25 protein-coding genes are annotated in these 26,192 nt (G+C 45.0%); 11 read left to right on the top strand and 14 right to left on the bottom strand.

What is annotated here, in order from left to right; genetic code table 11:
- Nucleotides 1–103 precede the first annotated feature (103 nt).
- Nucleotides 104–523 carry a VOC family protein gene (locus tag R7E78_RS02345; RefSeq protein WP_005374615.1) on the top strand — a complete coding sequence of 140 codons (420 nt, stop codon included), beginning with the start codon at nt 104–106 and terminating at the stop codon, nt 521–523.
- 73 nt (nt 524–596) lie between these two features.
- Here R7E78_RS02345 and R7E78_RS02340 read toward each other — a convergent pair whose 3' ends face one another.
- Together R7E78_RS02340 and R7E78_RS02335 are read right to left on the bottom strand one after the other, a co-directional pair.
- Entirely contained in the window at nt 597–1,136 is a 540-nt protein-coding gene (locus R7E78_RS02340) for a CAP domain-containing protein (protein ID WP_017820077.1), read from the bottom strand.
- Nucleotides 1,137–1,263: 127 nt separating this feature from the next.
- Nucleotides 1,264–2,220, bottom strand: a complete 957-nt coding sequence (locus tag R7E78_RS02335) for a LysR family transcriptional regulator (protein ID WP_017820076.1) — start codon at nt 2,218–2,220, stop codon at nt 1,264–1,266.
- 125 nt (nt 2,221–2,345) lie between these two features.
- Between R7E78_RS02335 and R7E78_RS02330 the strand changes: the two genes are divergently transcribed.
- The 3 genes from R7E78_RS02330 (at nt 2,346) to R7E78_RS02320 (ending at nt 4,545) form a co-directional block, all read left to right on the top strand.
- Entirely contained in the window at nt 2,346–3,032 is a 687-nt protein-coding gene (locus R7E78_RS02330) for a DJ-1/PfpI family protein (RefSeq protein ID WP_005374612.1), read from the top strand.
- 120 nt (nt 3,033–3,152) lie between these two features.
- On the top strand, nt 3,153–3,683 hold the full coding sequence (locus R7E78_RS02325) for a sigma-70 family RNA polymerase sigma factor (protein WP_258616870.1): 531 nt from the start codon (nt 3,153–3,155) through the stop codon (nt 3,681–3,683).
- Between the two features lie 166 nt (nt 3,684–3,849).
- Nucleotides 3,850–4,545 (top strand): VC0807 family protein, encoded by a 696-nt coding sequence (locus R7E78_RS02320; RefSeq protein WP_005383527.1) that lies wholly within the window; start codon nt 3,850–3,852, stop codon nt 4,543–4,545.
- A gap of 73 nt (nt 4,546–4,618) precedes the next feature.
- On the opposite strand, the gene R7E78_RS02315 is transcribed toward R7E78_RS02320, so the two are convergent.
- Nucleotides 4,619–5,611 (bottom strand): zinc-dependent alcohol dehydrogenase family protein, encoded by a 993-nt coding sequence (locus tag R7E78_RS02315; protein ID WP_318057598.1) that lies wholly within the window; start codon nt 5,609–5,611, stop codon nt 4,619–4,621.
- A gap of 88 nt (nt 5,612–5,699) precedes the next feature.
- Nucleotides 5,700–6,515, bottom strand: coding sequence for an AraC family transcriptional regulator (locus R7E78_RS02310; RefSeq protein WP_175413520.1), 816 nt, complete (start codon nt 6,513–6,515; stop codon nt 5,700–5,702).
- 111 nt (nt 6,516–6,626) lie between these two features.
- On the opposite strand from R7E78_RS02310, the gene R7E78_RS02305 reads away from it, so the two are divergent.
- Nucleotides 6,627–7,331: an MOSC domain-containing protein gene (locus R7E78_RS02305; protein WP_054578589.1), complete on the top strand. Its 705-nt coding sequence runs from the start codon at nt 6,627–6,629 to the stop codon at nt 7,329–7,331.
- 54 nt (nt 7,332–7,385) lie between these two features.
- On the opposite strand, the gene R7E78_RS02300 is transcribed toward R7E78_RS02305, so the two are convergent.
- Together R7E78_RS02300 and R7E78_RS02295 are read right to left on the bottom strand one after the other, a co-directional pair.
- Nucleotides 7,386–8,624 (bottom strand): DEAD/DEAH box helicase, encoded by a 1,239-nt coding sequence (locus tag R7E78_RS02300; RefSeq protein WP_318057597.1) that lies wholly within the window; start codon nt 8,622–8,624, stop codon nt 7,386–7,388.
- Between the two features lie 265 nt (nt 8,625–8,889).
- Nucleotides 8,890–9,891: an arginine deiminase-related protein gene (locus tag R7E78_RS02295; RefSeq protein WP_005383547.1), complete on the bottom strand. Its 1,002-nt coding sequence runs from the start codon at nt 9,889–9,891 to the stop codon at nt 8,890–8,892.
- 404 nt (nt 9,892–10,295) lie between these two features.
- On the opposite strand from R7E78_RS02295, the gene R7E78_RS02290 reads away from it, so the two are divergent.
- Complete coding sequence (locus R7E78_RS02290) at nt 10,296–12,146, top strand: ABC transporter ATP-binding protein (RefSeq protein ID WP_318057596.1); 1,851 nt, start codon at nt 10,296–10,298, stop codon at nt 12,144–12,146.
- Between the two features lie 592 nt (nt 12,147–12,738).
- On the top strand, nt 12,739–13,446 hold the full coding sequence (locus R7E78_RS02285) for a DUF445 domain-containing protein (RefSeq protein ID WP_005374596.1): 708 nt from the start codon (nt 12,739–12,741) through the stop codon (nt 13,444–13,446).
- 103 nt (nt 13,447–13,549) lie between these two features.
- On the opposite strand, the gene R7E78_RS02280 is transcribed toward R7E78_RS02285, so the two are convergent.
- Together R7E78_RS02280 and R7E78_RS02275 are read right to left on the bottom strand one after the other, a co-directional pair.
- The gene (locus R7E78_RS02280; protein WP_005374595.1) at nt 13,550–14,026 is read right to left on the bottom strand and encodes an Lrp/AsnC family transcriptional regulator; all 477 of its coding nucleotides are present in this window, start codon (nt 14,024–14,026) and stop codon (nt 13,550–13,552) included.
- A 292-nt stretch (nt 14,027–14,318) separates the two neighbouring features.
- Entirely contained in the window at nt 14,319–14,567 is a 249-nt protein-coding gene (locus tag R7E78_RS02275) for a hypothetical protein (RefSeq protein WP_005374593.1), read from the bottom strand.
- A 358-nt stretch (nt 14,568–14,925) separates the two neighbouring features.
- Here R7E78_RS02275 and R7E78_RS02270 point away from each other — a divergent pair, with 358 nt between their 5' ends.
- Nucleotides 14,926–15,459: a GNAT family N-acetyltransferase gene (locus R7E78_RS02270; RefSeq protein WP_318057595.1), complete on the top strand. Its 534-nt coding sequence runs from the start codon at nt 14,926–14,928 to the stop codon at nt 15,457–15,459.
- Between the two features lie 18 nt (nt 15,460–15,477).
- Entirely contained in the window at nt 15,478–15,912 is a 435-nt protein-coding gene (locus tag R7E78_RS02265) for a hypothetical protein (protein ID WP_053303956.1), read from the top strand.
- 91 nt (nt 15,913–16,003) lie between these two features.
- Here the strand turns inward: R7E78_RS02265 and R7E78_RS02260 are convergent, their stop codons facing one another.
- Nucleotides 16,004–16,243, bottom strand: coding sequence for an RNA recognition motif domain-containing protein (locus R7E78_RS02260; RefSeq protein ID WP_005374587.1), 240 nt, complete (start codon nt 16,241–16,243; stop codon nt 16,004–16,006).
- Nucleotides 16,244–16,391: 148 nt separating this feature from the next.
- Here R7E78_RS02260 and R7E78_RS02255 point away from each other — a divergent pair, with 148 nt between their 5' ends.
- Nucleotides 16,392–16,925 carry a GNAT family N-acetyltransferase gene (locus R7E78_RS02255; protein ID WP_017820066.1) on the top strand — a complete coding sequence of 178 codons (534 nt, stop codon included), beginning with the start codon at nt 16,392–16,394 and terminating at the stop codon, nt 16,923–16,925.
- Nucleotides 16,926–17,049: 124 nt separating this feature from the next.
- Here R7E78_RS02255 and putP read toward each other — a convergent pair whose 3' ends face one another.
- The 4 genes from putP to R7E78_RS02235 all read right to left on the bottom strand — a co-directional run bounded on the left by putP (nt 17,050) and on the right by R7E78_RS02235 (nt 23,748).
- Nucleotides 17,050–18,543, bottom strand: a complete 1,494-nt coding sequence (putP, locus tag R7E78_RS02250) for a sodium/proline symporter PutP (protein WP_005374582.1) — start codon at nt 18,541–18,543, stop codon at nt 17,050–17,052.
- Nucleotides 18,544–18,679: 136 nt separating this feature from the next.
- Nucleotides 18,680–19,387: a 1-pyrroline-5-carboxylate dehydrogenase gene (locus tag R7E78_RS02245; RefSeq protein ID WP_005383557.1), complete on the bottom strand. Its 708-nt coding sequence runs from the start codon at nt 19,385–19,387 to the stop codon at nt 18,680–18,682.
- 11 nt (nt 19,388–19,398) lie between these two features.
- The gene (gene putA / locus R7E78_RS02240; RefSeq protein WP_318057594.1) at nt 19,399–22,530 is read right to left on the bottom strand and encodes a bifunctional proline dehydrogenase/L-glutamate gamma-semialdehyde dehydrogenase PutA; all 3,132 of its coding nucleotides are present in this window, start codon (nt 22,528–22,530) and stop codon (nt 19,399–19,401) included.
- A 405-nt stretch (nt 22,531–22,935) separates the two neighbouring features.
- Nucleotides 22,936–23,748: an AraC family transcriptional regulator gene (locus R7E78_RS02235; RefSeq protein ID WP_053308001.1), complete on the bottom strand. Its 813-nt coding sequence runs from the start codon at nt 23,746–23,748 to the stop codon at nt 22,936–22,938.
- 972 nt (nt 23,749–24,720) lie between these two features.
- Between R7E78_RS02235 and R7E78_RS02230 the strand changes: the two genes are divergently transcribed.
- The gene (locus tag R7E78_RS02230; protein WP_017820063.1) at nt 24,721–25,440 is read left to right on the top strand and encodes a PAS domain-containing protein; all 720 of its coding nucleotides are present in this window, start codon (nt 24,721–24,723) and stop codon (nt 25,438–25,440) included.
- 73 nt (nt 25,441–25,513) lie between these two features.
- On the opposite strand, the gene pdxH is transcribed toward R7E78_RS02230, so the two are convergent.
- Nucleotides 25,514–26,149, bottom strand: coding sequence for a pyridoxamine 5'-phosphate oxidase (pdxH, locus tag R7E78_RS02225; RefSeq protein WP_005374570.1), 636 nt, complete (start codon nt 26,147–26,149; stop codon nt 25,514–25,516).
- Nucleotides 26,150–26,192 lie beyond the last annotated feature (43 nt).

Raw genomic sequence — 26,192 nt, 5'->3', positions numbered from 1 at the left:
ACGGGGTCACCCTAAAAAATTTTAAAAAAGCCCTTTACCTAAACTTAACTTGAGGTTTTAGCATATTCATCGTTGGCTAGAAAATGACAAAAAGGAGCACATCATGATCCAACTAGAACATATTAACTTAGTCGTGAAAGATATCCCTGAAATGCTGAAGTTTTACCAAACTGCATTTCCACATTGGTACGTGCGTGATGAAGGTAAAGGCGAATGGAGTGGCAAACCAAGAAACTGGCTACATTTTGGCGACGAGTATCAATACATAGCCATGAGTGACCATGGCGAAGGAGAAAACCGCGAGTTGAGCGGGCACCAAGTTGGGCTAGCGCATTTTGCTTATGTGACCAACAACGTCGATGCAATCATCAAAAGACTAACCGATGCAGGTTATCCGATTGCCCAACCTGGTGCTGATGAACCATATCGCAAAAATGTGTATTTTGTTGACCCTGCCGGTTTTGAGATTGAATTTGTTGAATACCTGGCGGATGACCCAAAACTTCGTAACCTGACAAGCTAAAAGAGATGTAAATAACAAAAACGCCAGCAGATAGTGACTGCTGGCGTTTTATTTTATCTATCAGGCTTCTGCATTAGCGCTGTTTGGCAAAAACCTGAGTCCAGTAATACCCGTAGCGTGCAGAGTGATTTTCGACAAGCGACGCGCCCATCTGATCAAAATCCGCACTCATGATATTAAGGCAGTGACCTTCACTCGATAACCAAGCATTAACGACGGCGTTAATGCTGCTTTGCCCTACGGCGACATTCTCACCAATGGCGCTCCAAGCATAGCCCGTTGCGTTAACTCGATCTGACATCTTGCTGCCATCAGAGCCTGTGTGGCTCATGAAATCGCTGTTCGCCATGTCGCTTGAATGTCGATAAGCGGCGCTTTCCAAATCGTAGCTCCAAGTCAGGGCCCCAACAGGTGGCATGGTGGTTGCACCACACTGTTGTGTAGTAGAGCGGGCGCTGTTGACCGCTGCAAGCATCTGCTCGGCAAATGTGCCTTGTGACGATGTGGAACCTGTGTTTTGTGAGCCGCTTTCTGCTGGGGCTGACGACTCCCCATCGCCGCCACATGCGCTGAGAAGTAGGGCCAAAGCAGGCACTAAGATCTTAGTTGGCATTGTCTTTCCTTTATGAGTGACGAAGAGCAAACTGCGCTTTTCGATAATAACGCCCAATAAACTAACAAAAACCAATAAAAGCACCATATAGCTTAGGGGTTTTTAACCAAAGACTCACATGAAGTTTTCAATCGCCTTGGTTCGGTCGATAAATCGGCAACGTTTCAGCCCAAGTATGGAATGGCGTTTCATCCATATCCTGTATTGCTTGAGTGATAAAATCGATGAACACCCTCACTCGGGCAGGCACATATTCCCGGTTGGCATAGAGAAGATACACGCCATTTCCTGCTTGGCGCATGCTTGGAAATATCGGCACTAAACGCCCCGCTTTAAGCCAGTCTCTCGCGATAAAATGAGGAATCTGAGTTAATCCTAAGCCTTCTGCGCAAAGCTCTGCCATGGATTCACCGTCATTTACAATATAGTTTCTTTCGGGGTCATATTCACTCGCACCGTCTGGTTCTGGCATCCGAATCGGCAACAGTTTCCCCGTTTGTTTAAAACGAAAACGAACCCAAGAATGGTCATTGAATACATCCGGGCCACTCGGAACACCATGGCGCGCTAAGTAATCCTGACTGGCACAAATGATAAAATCGATAGGGCTGAGCTGACGCACAATCAATTGACTATCGTGAACGACACCAGAGCGAATCGACACATCAATACCTTGCTCAATAATATCAACGTAGGCGTCATCGTAATGAATATCGATAGTGATGTTAGGGTAGCGGCGACAAAACTCTTTTAATAAAGGACGAATATAGAGGCGACCGTACGAGACTGGCACATTAATCTTAAGCTGCCCTGAAAGCGCATCATTGTGACTTTTTAATGAATCCTCACATGCCGCCAGCTCCTCCAGTACAAACCTAGCAGTATTTGCGTACCTACGACCAGCTTCTGTCAGGCGGCTCTGTCGCGTAGAACGTTGAAAAAGCTGTATACCCAAATCGCTTTCAAGACGATGTATGGCTTTGCTCACGGTCGAAGGGTCAGTGCCATACACTTTGGCAGCCGCAGCAAAACTACCGCCATCTAAAGTGGCAATAAAAAATCGTAGGGACCGTATCTTATCCATATAACCAATGAACTCTATTCATGAATTTTATTCACTTTAGTAAAGACCAAGTGGCTCTTCAATCACTAATTAGCCTAAATATAATGAACCTCAATAACTTGATGCTCTGTTAGCGAGGAAAAACCATGGGTAAAAACGGATTGAAGAATGCACTACAACTATTGATAGCGACACTAGTCCTATTCTTTGGGGTGCTTCAAACAGCACATGCCGCAGATAAACGAATTGGTATTCTGGTTTACGATGGCGTACTGACCTCTGATGTTACTGCGCCTTTAGAGGTTTTTGGCGTCGCAAGTCGTCTCACTTGGTTTAGTGATTATGACGTGCTCACCATTTCCGTCTCAGATCAGAAAACCATCACCACTGAAGAAGGATTAAAAATTGGTGTGGATGCTTGGATTGGTGATCTGCCGGAACTCGACGTATTGGTTTTAACATCCAGCTATGACATGGATGCACTAATCGAAAATAAAGATCTCATTCACTTTATTAAAACTACCTCAAAGGCGGCAGATTGGATGGCAAGTAATTGCTCTGGCGCGTATTTGTTAGCCGAAGCTGGCCTTTTAAACGGCAAAAAAGCAACAACTTGGGCCGGAGGTGAAAACGGCTTTCAAAGAGATTACCCAGCAGTCAAAGTACAAGTCGACCAGAATTTTGTCATTGATGATGGCGTTATCACTTCGAACGGTAGCCTAGTTAGCTATCAAGCTGCTCTTAAGCTACTTCACCTTATGACTTCAGAGTCTAAAGCTCAGGAAGTCGCAGATGCCATCCAGTACTCACGCTTTTCCAACCAACCATTTTAAGCGTGTAAGAAAGAAATCAGAGTCACCCTTCGATATTTGGAAGGTTAACTCTTCGAATTTGTCTTCCTAATCGAACAACCCTTTTTATCACTGTAAAAGCGATAAAAAGGGTTGTCGTTCATCTGGCAGACACAACGTGCTCTCCAAACTTTTTATCTTAATGCTATGGAAAAACATAAACGTTACGAAGCACTGACGAGAGATCGATACCAAGAGATTTACCGTCTCGCGTATTGGTTATGCAAAGATCACCACCTTGCTCAAGATTTAGCGCAAGAAACCTTTCTGAAAGCGTGGCGATTCTTTGATAAATTAAATGACCCCAACGCCGCGAAGTCTTGGCTCATTACTATTTTGCGTCGTGAGAATGCTCGGCGCTTTGATAGAAAACAGTACGATTTTGTCGACATTGATGAGTGTGCAATACAGACAAAAACCTACCCTGGCAGTGACTACGACATGGCCCAAGATTGGCTTCAAAAACAAATGATGATTCTCGAACCCAAATACCGAGAGCCGTTGCTCTTGAGCTTAGTGGCTGGGTTGAATCATGATGAAATTGCCCAAGCCTTGAGGCTCAACCACAACACAGTGGCGACTCGATTATTCAGAGCGCGTAATCAGATCATCGCACAGAAGGAGAGTCATTAAGACACAAAAAGTAGTCAATCATGTAAACTAACTGGCTATGCTCCGGTCTATTTCATAAGTCGTTACACAACTCGACGCTTTAACGCTTTACATCAAGCGCGACTAGATGAACACTTCTTGTCAAAGTACAATAACAGCCGACATAGAGTAGAGTCAGTAAAACATTATGAGTAACACGACGGCGAAAAAGCCGAATCCCTTATTTGAAATCCTTTTCAACGTATTTATCCCTTCCTTCATTTTGATGAAGTTTAGTGGCGATGAGCATCTAGGGACAGCAATGGCGCTGGTTGTCGCTTTGCTATTTCCTATCATTTATGGCGGTATGGACCTTGTCCGTAACAAGAAATTTAACTTTATTTCTGCTCTGGGCTTTATCAGTGTTCTACTAACTGGTGGCATCGGCTTGTTAGAGCTTGATACACGCTGGTTAGCACTAAAAGAAGCCCTGATTCCTGGCCTGATCGGTTTAGCGGTTTTGGGTTCAACGTTTACCCGCTACCCGCTGATGCAGAAGTTAGTACTGAATGACACTGTGTTGAACCTCGCGTTGATTAACCAACGTTTAAAAGAAAATGGTAAAACCGATGCGTTCGAACGTTGCCTTATGTCTTCTAACTACCTGTTTGCAAGTACTTTTGCGTTTTCATCTGCAATGAACTACTTCCTTGCGACTTGGATTGTGACTAGCCCTTCTGGTACTGCTGCCTTTAACGAAGAGTTAGGAAAAATGACGCTGTACAGTTACCCAATGATTGCCATCCCAAGTATGTTGATGATGTTCGGTATTTTTTATTACATTTGGCGTCAAGTACGTGCGATGACATCGCTCGAAACAGAGCAAATCTTCCATCTAAAATAGCCCTATCATTACAAATAAACCCATAAAAAAGGGAGGATTTTATCCTCCCTTTTCTCAACAGGCCCACTGTAATTCACAGCGTCAAAATGATTTTTCCTGACACTGCTGACGAGCGTCGCTCAACCATTTCAATCGCTGTTTGAAAGTCCTCTAACGACAGATCATATGCAACGTTTAACTTTATGTCGCTGCTAATAAAGTGTTCTAACATTTCAGCGAACACCGTCTTTCTCCCGCCTTTACCTACCGATTCTTCCCAATACCGCAAAAAGAATGTACTAAAGTCGATGTTGTTGGCCTTCATCGATTCAAAAAACTCAGGCGTATAAGGCGTTAACGACAATGTTCCGTAGTTGATGTATTGGCCGTTTTCTTTCAAGGTACGAATGAGATCCGTGCCAGCCTCACCACCTATCGCGTCCAGAGCGACCGTTGGTTGTGGCAGTTGGCGCGTTTGCAGCTGCGCTTGTAAGTCTTTCTTTGCGTCCAACACTGGAATGGTATCGTACGGATAGTCGTCTCGCTTTGAGGTCACAGCAATCAGTGCAAAACCCAGTGAATGGGCGAGCTGGGCAAATATCTTACCGATCGCTGACCCTGCTGCATTGATGATCACCACATCGTCTTTGTTCAACTTAGCTACTTTAGTGGTGATCACCCACGCGGTTAACGCGTTGATGTACAACTGACAGGCATAGCCGTTCTCCAAACTCTCAGGTAGCGGAAAAAGATTCTCAGGCGAGGCATCTATGTAGTATTGCCAAGTACCACTCATCGCCACCAACACCTTTTGCCCAACTTGAAGGTCAGTTTGACCAACTGCACTGACTTCCACCACACGCCCAACCGCTTCAAACCCCGGCACGCGAGGTGGTACGTGAACGCGGCGGTATTGCCCAACACCATGAATGGAAAGCAAGTCACTTGGGTTAATGTTTGTAGCTTCCAGTCTCACCCGAACCTTGCCCTGAGCAAGCGGATTGAGGGGCTCTTTTTCCAACGACAGCGATGTTTTGGGTTGACCAAAACAGAATTGATTCACTCGAGTATTTATCGTTGGTGCCATTGTTATTCATACCATGTAATTGAAATTCAAAAAGAAAGTTTCGTAACTTCTACTCAAAAACATTAAGTGAAGTCGAAGCTCTGTATTTCTACCTGCGCGATACGCCGTTCACTCTAAACTGTTGTGGCGTCATATCAAAATAGGCTTTAAATGCTTTGATGTAGGATGAGTCGTTTTGATAACCCACTAGGTCTGCAATGGCTTGGATTGACAACGATTCATCTAACAAAGAAAGCGAGTAAATTAGCCGAATTTGTTGCCGCCAAAGCAGAAATGAAGTGTTGAATTCCTTGGCGAACAACCGTGATAAAGTACGCTCCGATGCCCCAATTTTCTCCCCCCACTCTTTTAGCGAACAGCTCAACGCTGGCTCGTCAGTCAGTCGCTCGAAAATCAGTTTTAGTCGTCTGTCTTGTGGCAGCAATAACTGAAATGTCTGCACGTTGCGTTTCAAAATTTGATCATGCAGTACCGCCAGCAAATGCAACACTTCTTCGTGGCTTGTCTCACCTTCACACTGTCTGCGGATCTCTTGTAAAAGCTCATTTAAAAACGACGTTAAAGCAATGGTTCTCACTTGTGGCTCGTACGTCGCACCAAACTCAGGGTTGAGGTAAATACCAACAAATATCGTATTGCTTAGAGCAATCGACTCGTGTTGAACACCCGCAGGAACAAATAACGCAGAGGTGTGCGGAACCAAGTGCTGATAATGCTCAGTTTGTGTTTGCAATAACCCTTTGATAGGAAAGATGATTTGATGCCAAGTGTGTTGATGCAGCGCATCAATGTAACCTTTTGGCATGTCGATGGTTTTCACTAAAACAGGAGAATGGGGATTCGCGGCCATCATCTCATTGGAGGTGACGACGCCTGACTTCGAATCAATTTGGCGAGTTAGCATTGTTAGTTGTCTTTTCATCCCTACACCGACACAAGTTTACTAGGCTATCATGCTCCGCATTGCGAATGAAGGTAAACACTTTATCTCTCATTCAAATAATAAGGAGGTTACATGAAGAAAATCGGCGTCGTAAAAGCTGTGCTAGCAGGGAAAACCGTCCCTTATGCTCATGGTGCGCAAAGCGCAATCAACAAACAAGTGCTGCCTGAGCGCCAGCATGCAACAGAGCTCGGTTTTATCAGTGATGAGCAAGGTGATCCGCGCTTTCATGGTGGCATTCAAAAAGCGCTTCATATTTACCCAAGCGAACACTACCCAATCTGGCAACAAGAATTAGGCGAAAGACCAATTTTCCAATCCGCAGGCGGCTTTGGCGAAAACATCAGCTCCGAAGGCGTCACCGAATCCACGATTTGCTTGAAAGATAAAATTCGCATCGGCTCAACACTACTGGAAGTGTCGCAAGGTCGCATGCCTTGTTGGAAACTTAACGTACGCTTTGACCAACACGACATGGCGAGAAGACTGCAAGATACGCTTCGAACAGGCTGGTATTTCCGAGTGCTGGAAGAAGGCGATATCGGTGCAGGTGACGAGATTATTCTGTGCGAAAGACCTTATCCAGAATGGCCATTGGCTCGTATCATGGGTGCGGTTTTCACTGGCTGTTTAGATAGAAAAGAACTCACTAAGCTGTCTGAGCTGCCGTTAGTCGAGTCTTGGGGCAAGCTGGTCGAGCGCCGTCTAGAAACTGGTGAAGTCGAAGATTGGGAAATGCGCTTAATTGGCCCAACTGCCGTTAATACTCAAAAGTAAAATTTGTAAGCCATGCTCTGAACCGACTATGCCGTCAAGAGCGTGTTTTTTGTTTTACTTCGCACTCGGGGCTGGGCGTTTCGACTTACCTTGAAACTGCTTAATGCTCTTCTTAGCATGAGTTCGACGGTTGGCTTTTTTATCGCGTGGCGCGCGTTTGCTCTCGCCAGTTGATGGCTTATCCGTTACTGGAAAACCTGCCAGATCTTGCACTGGTAATGCACGTTGAGTCAGGTGACGAATCGCGCTTAGTGCGTCCATTTCACCATGACAAACCAATGACACCGCCACACCTTGTTCGCCTGCGCGAGCGGTGCGCCCTACTCGGTGAACATAGGTTTCTGCATGCATTGGCAGTTCAAAGTTGATCACTACAGGCAATTGCTCAATGTGAATGCCGCGCGCTAGTAGATCGGTGGCAATCAACACCTGAATTTGCCCAGATTTAAACTGCGCCAGTGCTTCTTCTCGCTCATCTTGACTCTTATTGCCATGCAGCGCATTGGTTGAGATGCCCGCTTTATTCAGCTTCTTCGCTAAGCCATCGGCGTTCTCTTTCGCACCAATAAAGACTAATGCCGGAGTCCACGCGTTTTTTTGAATCAGTTCAATCAATGCCTTGGTTTTACTGCCTTTGTTAACGAGGTACAGCGTTTCAGCAATATCTTGGTTGGTGCTGTTTTCTTGATGCGCTGCAACTTGCTTTGGTGCCGGCATAAGCAGCTTCGCTTTACCCTTCAACTCATCTGAAAACGTTGCCGAGAACATCGCGGTTTGACGCTGGTTTGAAATAAGCCCCGCAATATTTTGTACGTCAGGCCAAAAGCCCATATCCAACAGACGATCCGCCTCATCCAATACTAGATAATGAACATTGCTCAAATCCAAGCCATTATTTGCTAGGTCAACCAAACGACCTGTCGTCGCGACAAGGATATGAGGATTTGTCGCTAGCGCCTGCTGTTGTTGCTCTTTATCAACGCCGCCACACAAACACACTGCGTTGAGTTCAAGAACTTGACCAACTTGGTTAATTGCTTCACTCACTTGCATTGCCAGCTCACGAGTTGGCACAAGAATCAGCGCTTTTTGCTCTGGATTGACACCCAGCTTTTCCAACAAAGGCAAACCATAAGCAAGGGTTTTGCCGCTGCCTGTATTTGCCAAAGCCAATAGATCTTGACCAGCCAACAGCTCAGGAATGGCCAACGCTTGAATATAAGTCGGCTTCTTGAAGTCTTTTGGCAGTGCATGAATCAGCTCAGAACTCAATGAGAGAGTAGAAAATGGCATTAACGAAAACCTTGTACTTTGGGTTGAAGAAGCAATGAAAATAATGAAGATGCGGTAAAACGCAGGCGCGGACTTTACCACAATCTGCTAGGTGAACCATCCTATTTTAGGCGCTTAAACCAAGCGTCGCCTACGCAAATCGTCAGAAAACTAAAAAGCGCAAAAAAGCCGTTAGTCTGTACTGCCACAGAGCTAACGGCTAAAAACCCTTGAAGAGAACGCTTCGTCAGCCTTTCACTGCGGCTGAAAAGAAATGTGCAGTTTATTAAAGCACAGCTTTACGATTCGGTAAGAACACTTCACCCAACATGCAACGAACCGAACCACCACCAATAGATTCTATGGTAGAAACGTCGAATGGCAGCAATTTACCGTGCGTCGCCAATTGGTTTCTTTGTGCTGGTGAGAATGCATCGTACGCCGATTGCGACATCGCAATCACCTTGTCGCCGTTGATCGTTTCCAGTTGCAGAATGTTACCGCAGAACTGGTTCATCTGTTCAAGCGAAATTGAGATGACTTGCTTGTCTTTGGCGAGTGACTTCATTACAAAACGACGCTCAAATTCTGGGATCACTTCGTCACAAATCACGCAAAACTGTTCGCCAACCGCCATCATCACATTGGTGTGATAAATCGGCGCACCAGACGGCAAACGAGTTTGGAAAGAAATCACTCGTTCATAGCCAATACGATCGGCGTAATCTTCTAAAACCAGACGATCACAACGTTGTGAGAGTGCGGCATAGACCGTTTTATTTAGGTGGTCAAACACCATCACACCCGTGCTTTCTAAATACGCTTGCTCGTCAAGATATTCAGTTAGACTGCTGCGTCGATGAACTTCTCGCCCTGCTTGCGCTAGTGCTGCCACAAGCGCATCGGGACGTACTTCTTTTTGACGGTTTTCACAGGCCATTGGAAAGGTGTACAACGTGCCATCTGGCGTAGTGCTAAACCAATTGTTTGGAAATACCGCGTCTGGCGTCGCAACATCTGAAGTTGGATAATCAAACTCAACAACTTGAACGCCCTCTTGACGCAGCGTTGCAACCATACTCGCGAACTCGGCCATTACTCGACGTGAGACTTCTTCTTGGCTGAGTGACACTTTATGTTGGAACTCATTATCTTGTGCGGTTTCTTCATTAAAACGAAACTCTTTCGGTGGCACCATCACTACGCAGTTTGCGGTTTGGCGCTGAGCACTTTGCGTGCTTTCTTCTTTCCCATTAGCAAATTGGGTCACTGATTCGTGTAATAGCATCCAATATATTCCTTATCACTAGAATGAGGAGATTGTAAATTTATTGTTAACTTCAGTTTTGCTGTTTTGACAATTAATTTAATTGCACAAAAGTAATTTTTGCTGCATTAAGTTCATTTTTCCTTAAATTTTATTGTCACTTTGCAGGTTTAAGCTTTTATGGCACCACGATGAACATGATAAGAATTCATCATAAGAATCAGAACCATAGACAATCACACTCATAACCAACTAGTTACATTTAAGACACAATCGGTTAGACTATTTTTTCGCCCCTCTCGTCAATCGGTCTGCTTTATCGAGGAGCAGGCAAAAAACTCTCATACACGCGGTTTCGTCCAAAGCAGCGTGAATCGATGGATTTAGCCACCCCAAATGGCACTGTTTTAACTTTAGGATGAGTTATGTTTAAACGATTTGAAGGCTTTACAGAGCCGTTCCCCAAATCTACACCGGATCAGCCTCCTTCAGGGATGTTCGCTTTTCTGCGTTATTACACTCGTGGTTATGAAAAGCCTTTGATCATCATGTCTTTGATGGCCACAATTGTGGCTGTTGTTGAGGTAATGTTGTTTGGCGCGATGGGACAATTGGTTGATTGGTTGTCTACCAGCAATCCAGAAACGTTCTTACAAGACAACAAATCGGATTTGATTTTCTACGGAGCCTTATTGCTGGTTGTCATGCCTATATTGGTGATCTTGTACTCGTTGCTCGTTCATCAAACGTTATTGGGCAACTACCCAATGTCTATCCGCTGGCTTGCACACCGGTATTTGCTCAATCAAAGCTTGAACTTCTATCAAGATGATTTTGCAGGTCGAGTCGCAACGAAAGTCATGCAAACCTCATTAGCTGTGCGCGAAACCGTAATGAAAGCTATGGATGTGTTTGTTTACGTTACGGTTTACTTCACCAGCATGATCATTATGTTAGCGACGGCAGACTGGCGTTTGATGATCCCAATGATCGTCTGGTTACTCGCTTACATCGCTATCCAAATCTATTTTGTCCCTAAGCTCAAAGACGTCGCTTCAGCGCAGGCCGATGCACGTTCGACAATGACAGGGCGCATCGTAGACAGTTATACCAATATTCAAACCGTCAAACTGTTTTCTCATAGCCAGCGCGAAACCCAATATGCCGAGCAAGGCATGAAAGGATTTTTGAATACGGTCTATCGTCAAATGCGCCTAGTGACCGGCTTCGACGTCGCTGTAGAGATCTCAAACTATATTTTGGTATTTTCCGTTGCTGCTTTATCGATTTACCTGTGGTTGGATAGTGCCATTAGCGTTGGCGCGATTGCGATTGCTGTTAGTCTTGCATTGCGCGTAAACGGTATGTCTATGTGGATAATGTGGGAAGTTGGCGCCCTCTTTGAAAACATGGGAACCGTTGTCGATGGAATGAAAACGCTCTCTAAGCCTATTGATATTAAAGATAAACCAGGTGCAAAAGACTTGGTTGTCACTGAAGGAGGCATTCACTTTGATAACGTCAGCTTCCATTACGGTGAGAACAAAGGCGTGATTAGCCATCTCGACCTCAACATCAAACCAGGAGAGAAAGTAGGCTTGGTCGGGCGCTCCGGCGCCGGAAAATCGACTTTGGTGAACTTGTTACTTCGCTTCCACGATGTCGAAGACGGCAGCATTAAGATCGATGGACAGAACATCTCAGAAGTCACACAAGACTCTTTGCGCTCAAAGATCGGTATGGTGACCCAAGATACTTCTCTGTTACACCGTTCAATTCGAGACAATATTTTGTATGGCAATCCAGAGGCGACAGAAGAAGATTTGCTGAAAGCCACTAAGCAAGCGCATGCCCATGAGTTTATCGAAACTCTGACCGACCCATTTGGTAATGTCGGATACGATGCGCAAGTTGGTGAACGTGGTGTGAAACTGTCTGGCGGCCAACGTCAGCGTATCGCAATATCTCGTGTGCTACTCAAAGACGCACCATTGCTGGTACTGGATGAAGCCACATCGGCTCTGGATTCAGAAGTCGAAGCAGCGATTCAGGAAAGCTTGAATGAATTAATGCAAGGGAAAACGGTTATTGCTATCGCTCACCGATTATCGACCATCGCACAAATGGATCGCCTCATCGTGCTAGATAAAGGCAGCATCGTTGAACAAGGTTCTCATCAAGAACTCATTGCGAATAACGGCATTTACGCCCAGCTTTGGGCGCATCAAACTGGCGGATTTATCGCTGAAGAACTAGACAATCAACACGCTTCTTAACGAGTGATAAGCTCAATAAAAACGGCGCTTTAAGCGCCGTTTTTTATTTTAATCCATGGCTAGACGCTCATATAGCCATTGTGGTTTCTCATATATGAAACACTCTCCATGATAAAGCTCACACTTTTTCTGCTAATATACCGCCTCGTTGCGTATCCATTGCAATGAACACAATACAGAGTATTGAGCCGTCTTCATTTGTCATTTCACTTTTTGAGAAACAGCTATACTCAATAGATGGCTTAGTTATTATATTAACCATAAGGTAATTAGCTTATGTGTAAATGTGGTTCAATGCAGATCGTACAACTCAAACCAAGTTGGGCTGACAAGCTATTTGGCTACTCAGAAAGATGGAAATGCCAACTTTGTTGTAAGATCTACCGCATCTAAAATTAAAAATAGAATCTTAGTTTTTCTAAGAAAAAGCAGTGGCCCGACAATGATTGTCGGGTTTTGTTTTTCTGAACATTCATTTTTTGTCCCTTCTCTACAAGACTACTCATCACGGCAAAACCTAGCATCTTAATGTGACTTAGGTATAGAATCAGGCCCACTTATTCTTTCCGATATTCATATATAACTGGTCACTATGAACAAAAGTTTGCTAACGAATGTCCTCGCTATCGCTTTGATGGCTGGAGGTCATCAATTACAAAACGACTATCTTTGGTATGCAGGGCTGTTTGCGTTCTCAGGCGCCATCACCAACTGGCTTGCCATCCATATGCTGTTTGAGAAAGTGCCTGGATTATACGGTTCTGGCGTGATCCCCGCACGATTTGAAGAGTTTAAACTGGCTATCAAAAACCTGATGATGGAACAGTTTTTTACTGAAGCGAACATTGACCGATTCTTGAATAAAGAAATGGCGGGCGGTGTGAACATCGATCTTCAACCAGTAATTGAGAAAGTAGATTTAAATCCAGCATTTGATTCCCTAGTGGAAGTAATTGAAGGCTCTCAGTTTGGTGGCATGCTAGCGATGTTTGGCGGCTCGGAAGCGCTACAACCCATGCGCCAACCTTTCGTCGAAAAGATGCAAGAATCCATCATTGAGTTGAGCAAGAGCGATAACATCAAAGAAGCACTGAAAGAGCAATTCGAATCTCCTGCAATGATGGATGAGATAAAGCAGAACATTGAAGGTATCATCGATCAACGTTTAAGCGAATTAACACCGGCATTAGTTAAAGAAATGGTGCAAAAGATGATCAAAGAACACCTTGGCTGGCTAGTCGTTTGGGGCGGTGTTTTTGGTGGTTTAATTGGCGTTATCAGTACCTTTATCGGGGCATAATCGCTCACCGATTTATTAAAAAAGGAGCTTCGGCTCCTTTTTTAATCGAGAAAAAGTAATATACCAAGCCACGCTAAATAAGGAGGCTCAACACATGCCTCGCCTAACCAAGGAGCTCGGGATTAACACCAAATCCCGTTTTATGTTCTTCTATGACCACTTCACTACGAGTTTGAATCACGCCCGGAAGCGTGCCTAACTTACTCGACATAAACTCCTGATACGCTTTCATGCTCTTAACACGAACTTTTATCATGGTATCGAAATCTCCAGAGAGCGAGTAGCACTCTTCAATTTCAGGCATCAATTCCACCGCTTTCGCAAACTTTTCAAAAATAGAAAAACTGGTTTGGTCTAAACGAATATGGATGAATACTTGCACATCCAGCCCCAACTTTTCCGCATTCAACTCTGCATGGTAACCATTGATATACCCTTCTTTTTCTAGCCGCTTTACACGGTCAGAACATGGAGAAGTCGTTAAGTTAATCAGCTTTGCTAGTTCTACAACCGGAATTCTGCCTCTCGAATGAAGCACTCTCAAAATATGTAAATCAATCCGGTCCAATTGATAACTCATTAACCCGCTTCCTTGTAACCACTTAGAAAGCATCACATTAATCGTTGCTCAAACAATTGCAAACCATCAAATGCACAGCATGTGAAATTCAGCAGAGAATAACCAGAAAACAACGAAGGAGGGAAAGAGCTATGATTATTGCCGCTCACTTAGTAACCGTGATATGAAGAGAAAAAGCAACCTAGCGGCTCCCGCGGAGTCGCAAATTTGAAAGCGCATGACACGCCTGTATAGATATGTCGTTCGGGCAACACTGCCCTATTTAGCCATTAATCATGGCTATCACTCAGAATTAGAGTGCGGCCGATGTATGCCGTGTAGGATGTGGAACAACCTCTCCAATTGCACGATGATTACAACAACGGCAGTAGTATTGAGGCTCCATCTCGTAATAATGTTCACCTGATACAAATTTCGCCATCAGCTGTGTAAAACTCACCATTTTGCCTGTTAACGAGTCAACAGACTGAGGCTCGCAACGCTTCATAATCACTTTATGTTGCGTTGATTTTCTACAAGCTGCGCAATATATATCCGGCATTTCTCTTCTCCCTACTTTTTCGTCCTACTGACAATTGACATATTTTGTTCAAAATAATTCCACAATTAAAAAGCTCCTTTAATTTTTTGTGCCCTATCTTCAAAAAATTGAACGAAAGTATCAAAAAACTGAGACATTGGTCAGACCTCAACTTTTGTACCATCAATATGAGCAAACGTGCTTATGTGTGTAATAATACGACACATTACACATAAGCAATTGTTCGGGCTTATTATTTAGTAAGGCGCATGACAACTTTACAGCTGGCTAGATCGAGCTTTCGAGACGCCTTGTTATCTTGATTTACCCCGCAAACCAGTTGCTAGCAGCTATAGCCGTCTCATCAAGGAAGAAATGCATGACGATACAACCGATTCTCACTACCGAAAGACTCGTCCTCCGGCCATTCAATATCGATGACTGCCAACAAGTGGCTTTACTCGCTGGAGATAAGCGAATTGCCGACATGACAGCAAACATCCCACATCCTTATGAGCTACCGATGGCGCAAGCATGGATAGATAGGCACTATCCGATGTATCAGCAGCATCAAGGCGTGGCGTACGCTATTACCTTGCGAAACACTGGGGAGTTACTTGGTGCGGTGAGTTTACCGCGTATCGAAGAGGGGTACGGAACATTAGGCTACTGGGTTGGCGTGCCACATTGGGGGAAAGGCTATGCATTCGAGGCCTCCAAAGCCTTACTCGAATTTGCTCGAATGCACTTTGAGTTAAACGGAATAACCGTGATGCATTTGGTGGACAATCTGCGTTCTAAATCGGTGATCCAAAAACTAAAGATCCCTTACGTCGGTGACAAAACATTGCGCATGCAAGGCAAAGAACGAAAGGTTTGTGTCTACCAACTCACGTTCGTCGCTTTTGAATAAAGTCGAGGGATATGTCGGATGATCATCCATGAAACTTCACAAAATCTGCCCAAGAACAACCCTTTCTTGCTAGGAACTGTATTGTTGTCGCTGTTCTATTTTTCCTACCTAGCAGACAAGATCGTCGAGTTTGGACTCGTAGCACTCACAATAATAGGATTGAAACTGCTCTCAACGTACTTCACGCGCCGCGCGTTCAATCCTAAAACGCTAGATATCGATGCAAGCACCAACACCTTGAAGTACCGCCAGGGCTCAACGGTTTACTTCCGTCTACCTCTTGATGACATTGTCAAAGTCCAAATACAGAAAGAGTTCCTCTCTAGCAAAAGTTTGATGCTCTACACAGTCAACGACGCTTACCAAGTGCCGAATTCAGACAATTTCGATTCTCTACAGTTAAAGGATTTAATGAAACAACTTGAAGAGAGAATTGATGATCAATCTCGCTAAAACGAAAAGAGAAGACATTCTAGAATGTTGCCAATTTGGTCTCTAAATAGAAAGACAAAAAAGCCAGCAATAACGCTGGCTTTTCTCTGTATTAGTCTTGTGCGACTTTCACGCGAATTTTGCTTTTTTCTACGTTCGTCAAATTCAGTGCTTCAAGAGCAGAAATGGCTTCTGCTTCGTCCGGCATGATGACAAAACCGAAGCCTTTCGACAAACCCGTGTCTTGATCAAGCACTAGCGAACACAGTTCTACTTTGCCGTACGCTGAGAATAATTTGCGGATATCTTGCTCGGTCATGTGACGAGCCAAGTTTCTTACTAAAAGTTTCATAATGAACCTAGTTGGTTTGATAACGGTTCGATTCTCTCAGTTTCTCTCTGGCAAACCAAGTGAATAATATGACGGCGTTGACTAGATCATTCTAAGTACATCTGTTTAAATGATTTTCCGTTCATTTTTCACCCATAGGAGAGTCGGCATGGAAACGAAACGTCTCAAACTCATCCCTGCTTGTTTAGAACGAGCCGAAGAGGCGCATCAAGCTGTCGTTCGCAGCCAAAAGACTCTCGAAGTCTATCTGCCGTGGGTGCCTCATGTGCTGACATTAGAAGCGATGATAGAAGGGACAGAGAAAGCCATCGCAAACTTTGAAAACTTCGAAGAAGAGCTGCGTTACTACATCATTGAAAAGGAAAGCGATCGCTTACTGGGTGCGGTCGGCTTGATGATTCGAGATCCCGACGTACCATCCTTTGAGATAGGTTATTGGTTAGATAATGCTGCCGTTGGCAATGGTTATGTTGCCGAGGCTGTGCTCGAAGTTGAGCGCTATGCGTTTGATGACTTGGGCGCCAAGAGAATCGCAATTCATGCTGATAGCACCAACCAAAAGAGCCGGGCTGTAGCCGAGCGCTGTGGTTATGAGTTCGAAGGAGAGCTCAGAAACGAACGTCTGACTACATCGGGAGAGTTGAGTAACACCGTTATTTACGCCAAAATTCGTCGCGACTAACACTCCAATCTAACCGAGCAATGCTAAGCTTTGATCTCAAGCTACCACCATTAACGTTAATTAAGTTTCAGATAAAACAAAGCCCGCTAAAATAGCGGGCTTTGTGTTCATATACGGGAAGTTACTAGTCTAGTTCAACCAGTTTTTTCTCGAACGACTGGTGTTGGTCTAACACGTCTTGCGCAGCACCGCCCGTTGCTTTACTTACCACAATGATAGCAAGCGTAGAGAAGATGATGCCCGGTACGATTTCGTACACATCAAACCAACCGCCAGTTAGCTGCTTCCAAACCACGATAGTGATACCACCAACAAGAATACCTGCTAACGCACCGTTACGGTTCATACCGCTCCAGTAAAGGCTAAGTACAACCGCAGGACCAAATGCCGCACCAAAACCAGCCCAAGCGTAAGATACAAGACCAAGTACTGAGCTATCAGGCGTCATCGCTAGGAATAGCGCAACAAGCGAAATAACGATAACACCGATACGACCAATCATTACGATTTCTTCAGAAGACGCTTCTGGCTTGAATACTTGCTTGTAGAAATCTTCTGCAAGCGCTGAAGATGAAACAAGGAGCTGTGAGTCAGCGGTACTCATTACCGCCGCTAGGATTGCTGCTAACAACATACCCGCAACGACAGGGTGGAATACTGCGTTAACCAATAGCATGAAGATCTTCTCACCGTCTTCTAGTTGAGTACCCGGATGACCCGTAACCCAAACCAGACCAACAAGACCAACAAGCATTGCACCAACCATAGATAGTGCCGTCCAAATCACTGCGATACGACGTGCAGTCGTTAGATCTTTGTTTGAACGAGACGCTTTAAAACGCGCTAGGATGTGTGGCTGACCAAAGTAACCAAGGCCCCACGCCGCTAGAGAGATAATGGCAATCGCAGACAATGGTTCGCCTTTCGCGTCATTCCATAGCGTTGCAAGTTCTGGGTTGATGTCATGTAGATCAGAACTTAGCTGACCTAAACCACCGTCCATTACCGCTATAGGAACAATCATTAGCGCAGCCGCCATTAGCAGACCTTGCACTAAGTCAGTCCAAGATACCGCTAGGAAACCACCGAATAGTGTGTAAGAAACGACACACACCGTACCGATGATAACAGCGTAGGTATAATCTAGACCGAATACCGTCTCAAACAGTTTGCCCCCTGCGACCAAACCTGAGCTGGTGTAGAAAAGGAAAAATAGAAGAATGAAAAACGCAGAGATTGTCTGAATCAGTTTCGACTTATCGTTGAAGCGACGTGACAGGAACTCTGGCAACGTTAGCGCGTCAGTTTGGATACTGTAGGTACGGAGGCGTTTTGCACTGATGAGCCAGTTTGCCCATGTACCAAGAAGTAGACCGCCGGCTAACCAGAAGGCCTCGATACCCGCAGCGTACGCATAGCCAGGCAAGCCTAGCAGCAACCAACCACTCATGTCTGAAGCACCTGCAGATAATGCAGCAGGCCACGGACCTAGGCTACGGCCACCTAGGAAGTAGTCAGATGAATTGGAAGTCCTCTTATACGCGTAAACGCCAATAGCAACCATAATCAGTAAATACGCCACAAAAGTGGACGTGATAGCAAAGCTATTTTCTATCATTAGATAGTCCTCGTTATAATTATTTCCTTCCTTGCCTGCCCTGATATTTTACCGTCTCAGCAATACATCAGAGTATAAAAAACCAATCTGGACCGGCTCTCAGTCCAGTTACTCCAGATTGGCATTACAAGTCAGGTTAGTGAGTTTCGTTCCCCAACTCGAGTAGAGTTGCGTTACCACCCACCGCGGTAATATTTATCGTTCGAGTGCGCTCAGTAATGAAGCGCAACGAGAGATGAGGATCATGAGCCAATTTCGGTGACTCTAAATCCGTTTCAGAAACTAAGCCGACGATTGCACCGTCACGCTTAGCTAGTTGAAGATTGAGCGCATGCTCAACCTGTGAACGCCCAACATAACCCACACTACGTACATCGCTCTCAAGCAACGGGGCAGACGCATCGTACGCAACAACCTGGACTAAGTTAGATGGGAAGTTTGCCAACGCTACAGCTTGCTTAACCAATTGGTTTAGCTCTGCATTGTCACTGCAAACGACCACACTGTTGCCGGCAATTAAGGCACAGGTGATCATCGCAAAAGCACTGTATAACGCATTATCAGCAGGCTCGATGTTGTTTTCACAAATCACCAAAGCCACACCGCGTCCTGCGGCATACAGTTCGTTAGTTTCCCCTGTAGGGCCAACTAACTGGTGAGTTTCTGCAAGAAGAGCTGATGCTTGTTGCAAGTGGTAAGAAACCACTTTGGCAACGGTAGACTGCTGCCCTTCTAGTGCAGATTTAAATGCCAGAACATGCTCGCATTTGTAATCAAAATCAGTCAGATTCCACTGCTCCCACGCAGAGAATGCATCTTTAAAATAGGTGATCTGATGAACCATAATGCGACTCCTTATGCGTTTTCTGCTTGAGCAAGAAGATGTTGAGTAAATCGGAATAGGTAGTGTGGACCACCAGCTTTCGGGCCAGTACCTGACAAGCCTTGACCACCAAACGGCTGTACACCAACCACAGCGCCAACTTGGTCTCGGTTGATGTAGCAGTTACCTACTCGTGCATGTTTCTCAATCCAACGGTACGTGGTTTCGTTACGGCTATGGATACCCATCGTCAAGCCAAAAACCGTTTTGTTGATCTGCGCAACCACGTTCGGTAATTCAGACGCTTTAAAGCGAATAATGTGCAAGATTGGACCAAATTGTTCTTCTTTCAGCACATCGATGCCCGAGATTTCAAACGCACTTGGTGAGACAAAGTCACCATGCTGGCACGATTCATCCAGCTGTAGCTGAGCGACTTTAGTCTGTGTTTTGCTCATTTGCTCAAGGTGAGCGAGGAGTTTTTGTTTTGCATTGCTGTCGATAACCGGACCAACATCTGTTTTGTGTAGGTAAGGTAAACCAACATGCAGTTCATTCATCGCACCCTGAATCAGGTTGATCATACGGTCTGCTACATCTTCTTGTACAAATAGAACACGAAGGGCAGAACAACGCTGACCAGCAGATGCAAACGCCGAACGAATCACATCACGCACCACCTGCTCTGGCAATGCAGTACTGTCCACAATCATTGCGTTTTGGCCACCTGTTTCCGCAATAAACGGAACTGGTTTCGCGCTGCGCTCCGCGAGCGTGACGTTAATGCGTTGCGCCGTTGCCGTTGAGCCAGTGAATGCCACACCAGCAATAGCATCATGAGAAGTCAGTGCATGACCGATCTCAGCGCCGCGACCAGTAAGTAACTGAATCACACCAGCAGGGAAACCCGCATCAAGCATTAATTCAATAGCACGAGCGGCAATTAAGCTTGTTTGCTCAGCAGGTTTTGCAACCACAGTGTTACCTGCAATCAGTGCTGCCGTTACCTGACCAAGGAAGATAGCCAACGGGAAGTTCCAAGGGCTGATACACACAAACACACCAAGACCTTCACGGCTAGAAATGCGTTTCACACCGTCAAAGCCTTCTAGCTCAAATGGCTGTAGGTTTTGCGCTTGTTTCGCGTAATAACGACAGAAATCCACTGCTTCACGAACTTCATCAATACTATCGTGAATCGTCTTGCCCGCTTCTTTGTGACAAATCGCCACCAGCTCAGCCAGATTTTCTTCCATTAAGTCAGCAAGCTTTTCTAAACAAGCCGCTTTTTGCTCAACAGGAACGGTTTTCCAATCAGAGAAAGCAGTTTGCGCCGCATCAATTGCAGCGGAAACATGATCAAGTGTTGCAAATGCCACTTTGCCGACTTCAATTCGGCGATCGTACGGTGCGGTGATGATCTCAGCCGCATTTTCCTTGATCATGCTTTCGGCAAAACGCTCACCATTGATCATCGGGCCTGCAACCCACTGATTGTCCATGAAGCTTTCTACCTGCGCTTCAAATGGCTTCGCCTCACTGTCGATATCAATGTTGACGCCATATGAGTTCTTACGCTCAGGGAAAATATCGGCAGGCAATGGAATTTTGTCGTTGTGTATCGTGTCAAAACCCGTCAACACATCCACAGGGTGATGGGTCAACTCATAAATCGGACAACGCGCATCAACTAGACGGTGTACAAACGAGCTGTTCGCACCATTTTCAAGCAAACGACGAACCAAGTACGGAAGAAGATCAGCATGGCTACCGACAGGAGCATAAATACGTACTGGCTGACCGTACATTTTCATAACATGGTTATACAGTGAATCACCCATACCATGCAGGCGCTGGAACTCGTATTCTTTGTGCTCCGCCATGACAGCAATTGCCGTCACCGTGTGAGCATTGTGGCTTGCAAATTGTGGGTAGATATTACCGCGAACACCTTCGCTAAGTAGGAAACGAGCACAAGCTAGGTATGCAACGTCCGTCGCTTCTTTGCGAGTGTATACTGGGTAATTTGCATAACCCGCTTGTTGAGACCACTTGATTTCGCTGTCCCAGTACGCGCCTTTAACCAAACGCAGAGGAATAACGTCACCTTGTTCTTTTGCGAGTGCATTTAGCCACACCAAGACTGGTAGCGCACGTTTTGAGTAGGCTTGAATAACCAAACCAAACTTGCCCCAACCCTTCACAAGATCGCTACGGTATACTTTCTCAAATAGCTTCAGGGAAAGCTCAAGGCGATCCGCTTCTTCTGCATCGATTGTGATTGCAACGTCGACTTCAATTGCACGTTTCAATAGCTGCATTAGTGAGTCATACAACTCTGTCATTACACGTTCTTCATTTGCGACTTCGTAGCGCGGGTGTAATGCAGAAAGCTTGATGGAAATCGAAGGCGCAGGGCTGGTGTCGTTACCGTAAGTCTCGCGACCCACCGCTTCGATCGCCATTAGGTAATCTTTGAAGTACTTGTTCGCGTCCGCTGTAGTTAACGCCGCCTCACCCAACATATCAAACGAGTAGGTGAAACCTTTGTCGCGCATTGGACGACCGTTCTTCTGCGCTTCTTCGATCGTACGACCACGAACAAACTGGTGACCCATGATCTTCATTGCCTGATACATGGCTTTACGAATCACAGGCTCAGAGAATTTATTTACCAGACGGTTTACAGCCTGACCTGGGCTCTGGGTGCCTTGCTCACCAAGACCAACCACTTTACCTGTTAGCATGAGGCCCCATGTTGATGCGTTAACAAACACAGAGTCAGAGTTCTTCAGGTGAGATTTCCAGTCTGCGACACTCAACTTATCTTTAATCAAAGAATCTGCTGTCGCGGCATCTGGGATGCGCATTAATGCTTCTGCAAGACACATCAGCAAGATACCTTCTTGAGTATCTAAGCTGTATTCCAGCAATAAAGCATCAATCATCTGGATTGACTTCTTATCGGCACGAATGGCTTCGATAAGGTGGGTCGTTTGGGTAGTGATCGCCGATTTTTCATCCTCTGTCGGCGTCGCTAGTGGCAATAGTTGCTCTAGCCATTGAGACTCGTCCACCATATATAATGGCGAGATCAGTGACCACAACTTATCAAGCGGCTGCCCGATAAATTCCGGTGTCAACACGTTCGTAGCTGTAAACATGTGTGTTCCTCAATCTCACTCCTCGAAAACCGCTTCGAGGATTATCAATGGCTGGCAGTGTATTTTGAGGCCGATAAGAATACTTGTCAAAAACTACGACATTTTTGCCAAAAACTCGCTTTTATAACAAAACATCCACATAGTCACATTCAAATAGGTAATATTTTGTGTTGTAAATTTTAATTTTTTCATTGCATTCACAACAAAATATCAAGAATATCAATAAGATTTTTGTGAAGAGCTCGTTCTAAGAGAAAATGTAGGATCAAGTGGCATATCAACCACTGCAAAGAACAGAGAATTTAAAAAACGAGAGATAGGTCACGTGAATAAAACATAAAAAAACCATGCATAGTGCATGGCTTCATTCTGATTGATGATTATTTGACCTAAAAAAACGCGTTGTTATCCAACTTGTTTTTTATAACGGGAAGGTGATATTCCCTGTAAGCGAGTAAAAGTATGAGTAAAAGTACTCTGGCTTGAGAAGCCAGTAAACTCGGCAATTTGCCCTAAAGAAAGGTGCCCTTGCTCGATTAATTCACGAGCCATGTCGATTCGCTTTCCGAGAACATATTGATGAGGTGTAATCCCCATCTGCTCTTTAAACAAGCAATGGAACTGACTTTCCCCAAGAAACACTCGCCCGGCCAATTGAGCCACACTAATCTTATGACTCAGGTGCTGCTCAATGTAACGATCAATCGCCTCCAAATCAAAGCGCGACTCTTTTCGACTGGTCTCAAATGCCGAGATATGGCGCTGCATTAACGCAATCACAGTGTCGTTACACGCACGACTTAACAGCAGGTCATCCGGATGCTTTCGCATTTCCTGAACCAACATCTGTATCAGCTTCTGAATTTGACTATCTAACTGGAAGTAGACATGGTCTCTCTCCAGGTTATTGATTTTTTGAAGCATTTCGGGATCATCATTTGTCGGTTTGGGCATATTCAGCACCAAAATATCCGATTGATTGATGACGCCACCGAAAGCATGATCAGAGCATGCGGTAACCACACAACCTTGACCAGGGCCGACAAGATTACCTCGCCCGCGCACTTCAAATTCGGCTTGCCCTTTTAAACCAATCACGATCTGCGTATAAGAATGATCGTGGCAATCCATATAAGACGGAAGTGTGATCAGCTCCGCCGGCTTCGGCAGAATAATCTCTTGATATGAAAGGATTTTTTGGTTATCTGAGTCACTCATTTTAAACAGTCGTCTTTACACGGTCAGCCTACGTCTTCGCATCATATACCTTCTTTGTTGGGTTGCAACTTTTACCCAACTCAATCGACAAGATCAAATCAGCATGATCAAGTTCATTTACATGATCATAGTTCCGGAACGATGATCATGCGAGGTTAATTTACGGTCAGTGAGCAACCAATTTTATTAACAAAAACGGATAGATAGGCAACACCTTACGTATACATAATCAATCAATGTAAAGATCCTTATTACCGAACAATCCGTTATTTTGTAAAACATCGTGCTCCATATTAGATAGGTCGTCCCTGAAACGGATCGAAACCCACGCTTAAACTCAACATAGAGGGATTTCCCCCCTTACTAATATGCTTCTGATTCAATACATTAGTTATCGAGCTTTAAGATGCATACGATCTAAAGCTCTCGGTATCTCATTGATACCTCTAACTTACTTAGCAGACCCTCGCTAGGTAATTTAGAACCTCTTCTACACGTCGACAAGATTATATCTTGTGTTGCCAGCCCGTCTTCAGGCTGGCTTTTTTTTCGCTTCTCAACAATGAAAACAATGGCATAAGCTGATATCATAGCTTTTGTCTCACTGTCCCTCTCCTATGCTTAGGTGCTGCTCTTTCACTCACAAGTGATATGAACGTCAACCACATTACAACTGAGTTGTAGGAAGCATGATCAAGGACGATACGAGTTGTAAGCCGAACATTAGGCGGACATCCGTGAGCGCACATATCTGTAATGAAACAGACCATTTTCCCAATTAAACTCTTCGTTCCATTTCGTCGTTGTCTATGACTACCTGACGAAAACATCGAACACCATGAATTTAATTGGATTGAGCGCCAATCAACGAACGTGTTCTAGCAACGTAACTGCCTACTTGGCAACATCAATACGAGCCATGTAACACGGACGTCTCTGTATTGGTAAAAGCAGTATGTAGTGAGTCCTTTTGTGAATATTTCAGTCGATACCATAGAACAATCCCTCCTTAAACAGCTACCAGGTTGTTGGGGATGCAAAGATAAAGATTCGGTATTCCTATACGTAAACCAGGAATACGCAGAACTGTTAGGGCACACGTCGCCCGAGGAGTGCTTGGGTAAAACTGATTTTGATATGGCCAGCCCAACCACTGAATGCGCGCAAGAATTTCAACGCCAAGATAAACACGTTCTCGAAACTGGCGAGTCACTAAAAATTCTGGATATCCACCCTTATCCAGATGGCCGCTGGCGAGCACATATATTTACTAAAACACCGTGGCGAGATGACAAAGGCGACATCGTAGGCACCATTTTCTACGGAAGGGAACTCACCGACACCGCCGTGATTGAAGTCGGGTATTGGGTTTGTCGTGCAATCAGTACCAACCCAAATCAACAATCCATCTTTCGTTTTTCTGACTTACAACCAAAACCAGAGAAGCTCACATGCCGCGAGCAAGAAACGCTTTTCCTCTTGCTCTATGGCAAAAAGCCTCAATTTATCTCTCAGGTCATGGGCATATCAACAAAAACCGTTGAAGGTCACGTCGCACGCTTACGTAATAAGTTTGCAGCGAACAGCAAGAACGAACTAATAGATAAAGCAATGGAAGCAGGCTACGGCTCTGTTGTACCCAAAACGCTGCTTAAGCATCAATTATCGGTTGTGTTGAATGGAGAGCGATAATTCGCATCGCTTCCACCTACAAAAACACCGCCCCAATTCGGCGGTGTTTGTTTATTCATGAGGGACCATAAGCCTATGGCGCTAGACGATCAATGTCCCAACTTCCATCATGTTGGGAGAAAAGAAAACGATCGTGAAGGCGATGTTCGCCACCTTGCCAAAATTCGATGCTCTTTGGTTTTACGCGAAAGCCACCCCAAAAGGTTGGTACTGGTATTTCACCCTTAGCAAACTTCTGTTTTAGCTCTAAAAACTTACCTTCCAACACACCTCTGGCAGAAATACGGCTACTTTGTTTGCTCGCGATTGCGGCCAACTGGCTCTCTTTAGGACGAGAAGTAAAGTATTTCATATTCTCTACGGCGGTAAGCTTTTCAGCCACACCAGTAATATGAACTTGGCGCTCTAACGGATGCCAAGGGAAGTGCAAACTAATATTGCTGTTATGCTCTAGCTGCTGGGCCTTGCGACTGCCTAGGTTGGTGTAAAACACAAAACCATCTTTGTCGACGTTTTTCAATAGAACAATGCGTTGAAACGGCATGCCATTTTCATCAACCGTTGCAACTGTCATCGCAGTCGGGTCCGTTAAACCCGCTTCAACTGCTTGCTCTAGCCACAGATTAAATTGATCAATAGGATCAGCTTTCAAATCTTTACGACGCAGCCCACCTTTGGTGTACTCACGACGAATATCAGCAAGTTCCATCTTTACTCCTTCACTCGTTTTTGTCGATTGTGCTCCCGATACT

This window comes from Vibrio sp. YT-19(2023) (assembly GCF_033337395.1).
The sequence above is the reverse complement of the archived record's forward strand: the minus strand, read 5'-3'. Positions and strand labels throughout refer to the sequence as shown.

Coding starts and splice junctions, on each gene's coding strand:
- R7E78_RS02345 (WP_005374615.1), top strand. CDS start 104: ATGATCCAACTAGAACATATTAACTTAGTCGTGAAAGATATCCCTGAA.
- R7E78_RS02340 (WP_017820077.1), bottom strand. CDS start 1,136: ATGCCAACTAAGATCTTAGTGCCTGCTTTGGCCCTACTTCTCAGCGCA.
- R7E78_RS02335 (WP_017820076.1), bottom strand. CDS start 2,220: ATGGATAAGATACGGTCCCTACGATTTTTTATTGCCACTTTAGATGGC.
- R7E78_RS02330 (WP_005374612.1), top strand. CDS start 2,346: ATGGGTAAAAACGGATTGAAGAATGCACTACAACTATTGATAGCGACA.
- R7E78_RS02320 (WP_005383527.1), top strand. CDS start 3,850: ATGAGTAACACGACGGCGAAAAAGCCGAATCCCTTATTTGAAATCCTT.
- R7E78_RS02315 (WP_318057598.1), bottom strand. CDS start 5,611: ATGGCACCAACGATAAATACTCGAGTGAATCAATTCTGTTTTGGTCAA.
- R7E78_RS02310 (WP_175413520.1), bottom strand. CDS start 6,515: ATGCTAACTCGCCAAATTGATTCGAAGTCAGGCGTCGTCACCTCCAAT.
- R7E78_RS02305 (WP_054578589.1), top strand. CDS start 6,627: ATGAAGAAAATCGGCGTCGTAAAAGCTGTGCTAGCAGGGAAAACCGTC.
- R7E78_RS02300 (WP_318057597.1), bottom strand. CDS start 8,624: ATGCCATTTTCTACTCTCTCATTGAGTTCTGAGCTGATTCATGCACTG.
- R7E78_RS02295 (WP_005383547.1), bottom strand. CDS start 9,891: ATGCTATTACACGAATCAGTGACCCAATTTGCTAATGGGAAAGAAGAA.
- R7E78_RS02290 (WP_318057596.1), top strand. CDS start 10,296: ATGTTTAAACGATTTGAAGGCTTTACAGAGCCGTTCCCCAAATCTACA.
- R7E78_RS02285 (WP_005374596.1), top strand. CDS start 12,739: ATGAACAAAAGTTTGCTAACGAATGTCCTCGCTATCGCTTTGATGGCT.
- R7E78_RS02280 (WP_005374595.1), bottom strand. CDS start 14,026: ATGAGTTATCAATTGGACCGGATTGATTTACATATTTTGAGAGTGCTT.
- R7E78_RS02275 (WP_005374593.1), bottom strand. CDS start 14,567: ATGCCGGATATATATTGCGCAGCTTGTAGAAAATCAACGCAACATAAA.
- R7E78_RS02270 (WP_318057595.1), top strand. CDS start 14,926: ATGACGATACAACCGATTCTCACTACCGAAAGACTCGTCCTCCGGCCA.
- R7E78_RS02265 (WP_053303956.1), top strand. CDS start 15,478: ATGATCATCCATGAAACTTCACAAAATCTGCCCAAGAACAACCCTTTC.
- R7E78_RS02260 (WP_005374587.1), bottom strand. CDS start 16,243: ATGAAACTTTTAGTAAGAAACTTGGCTCGTCACATGACCGAGCAAGAT.
- R7E78_RS02255 (WP_017820066.1), top strand. CDS start 16,392: ATGGAAACGAAACGTCTCAAACTCATCCCTGCTTGTTTAGAACGAGCC.
- putP (WP_005374582.1), bottom strand. CDS start 18,543: ATGATAGAAAATAGCTTTGCTATCACGTCCACTTTTGTGGCGTATTTA.
- R7E78_RS02245 (WP_005383557.1), bottom strand. CDS start 19,387: ATGGTTCATCAGATCACCTATTTTAAAGATGCATTCTCTGCGTGGGAG.
- putA (WP_318057594.1), bottom strand. CDS start 22,530: ATGTTTACAGCTACGAACGTGTTGACACCGGAATTTATCGGGCAGCCG.
- R7E78_RS02235 (WP_053308001.1), bottom strand. CDS start 23,748: ATGAGTGACTCAGATAACCAAAAAATCCTTTCATATCAAGAGATTATT.
- pdxH (WP_005374570.1), bottom strand. CDS start 26,149: ATGGAACTTGCTGATATTCGTCGTGAGTACACCAAAGGTGGGCTGCGT.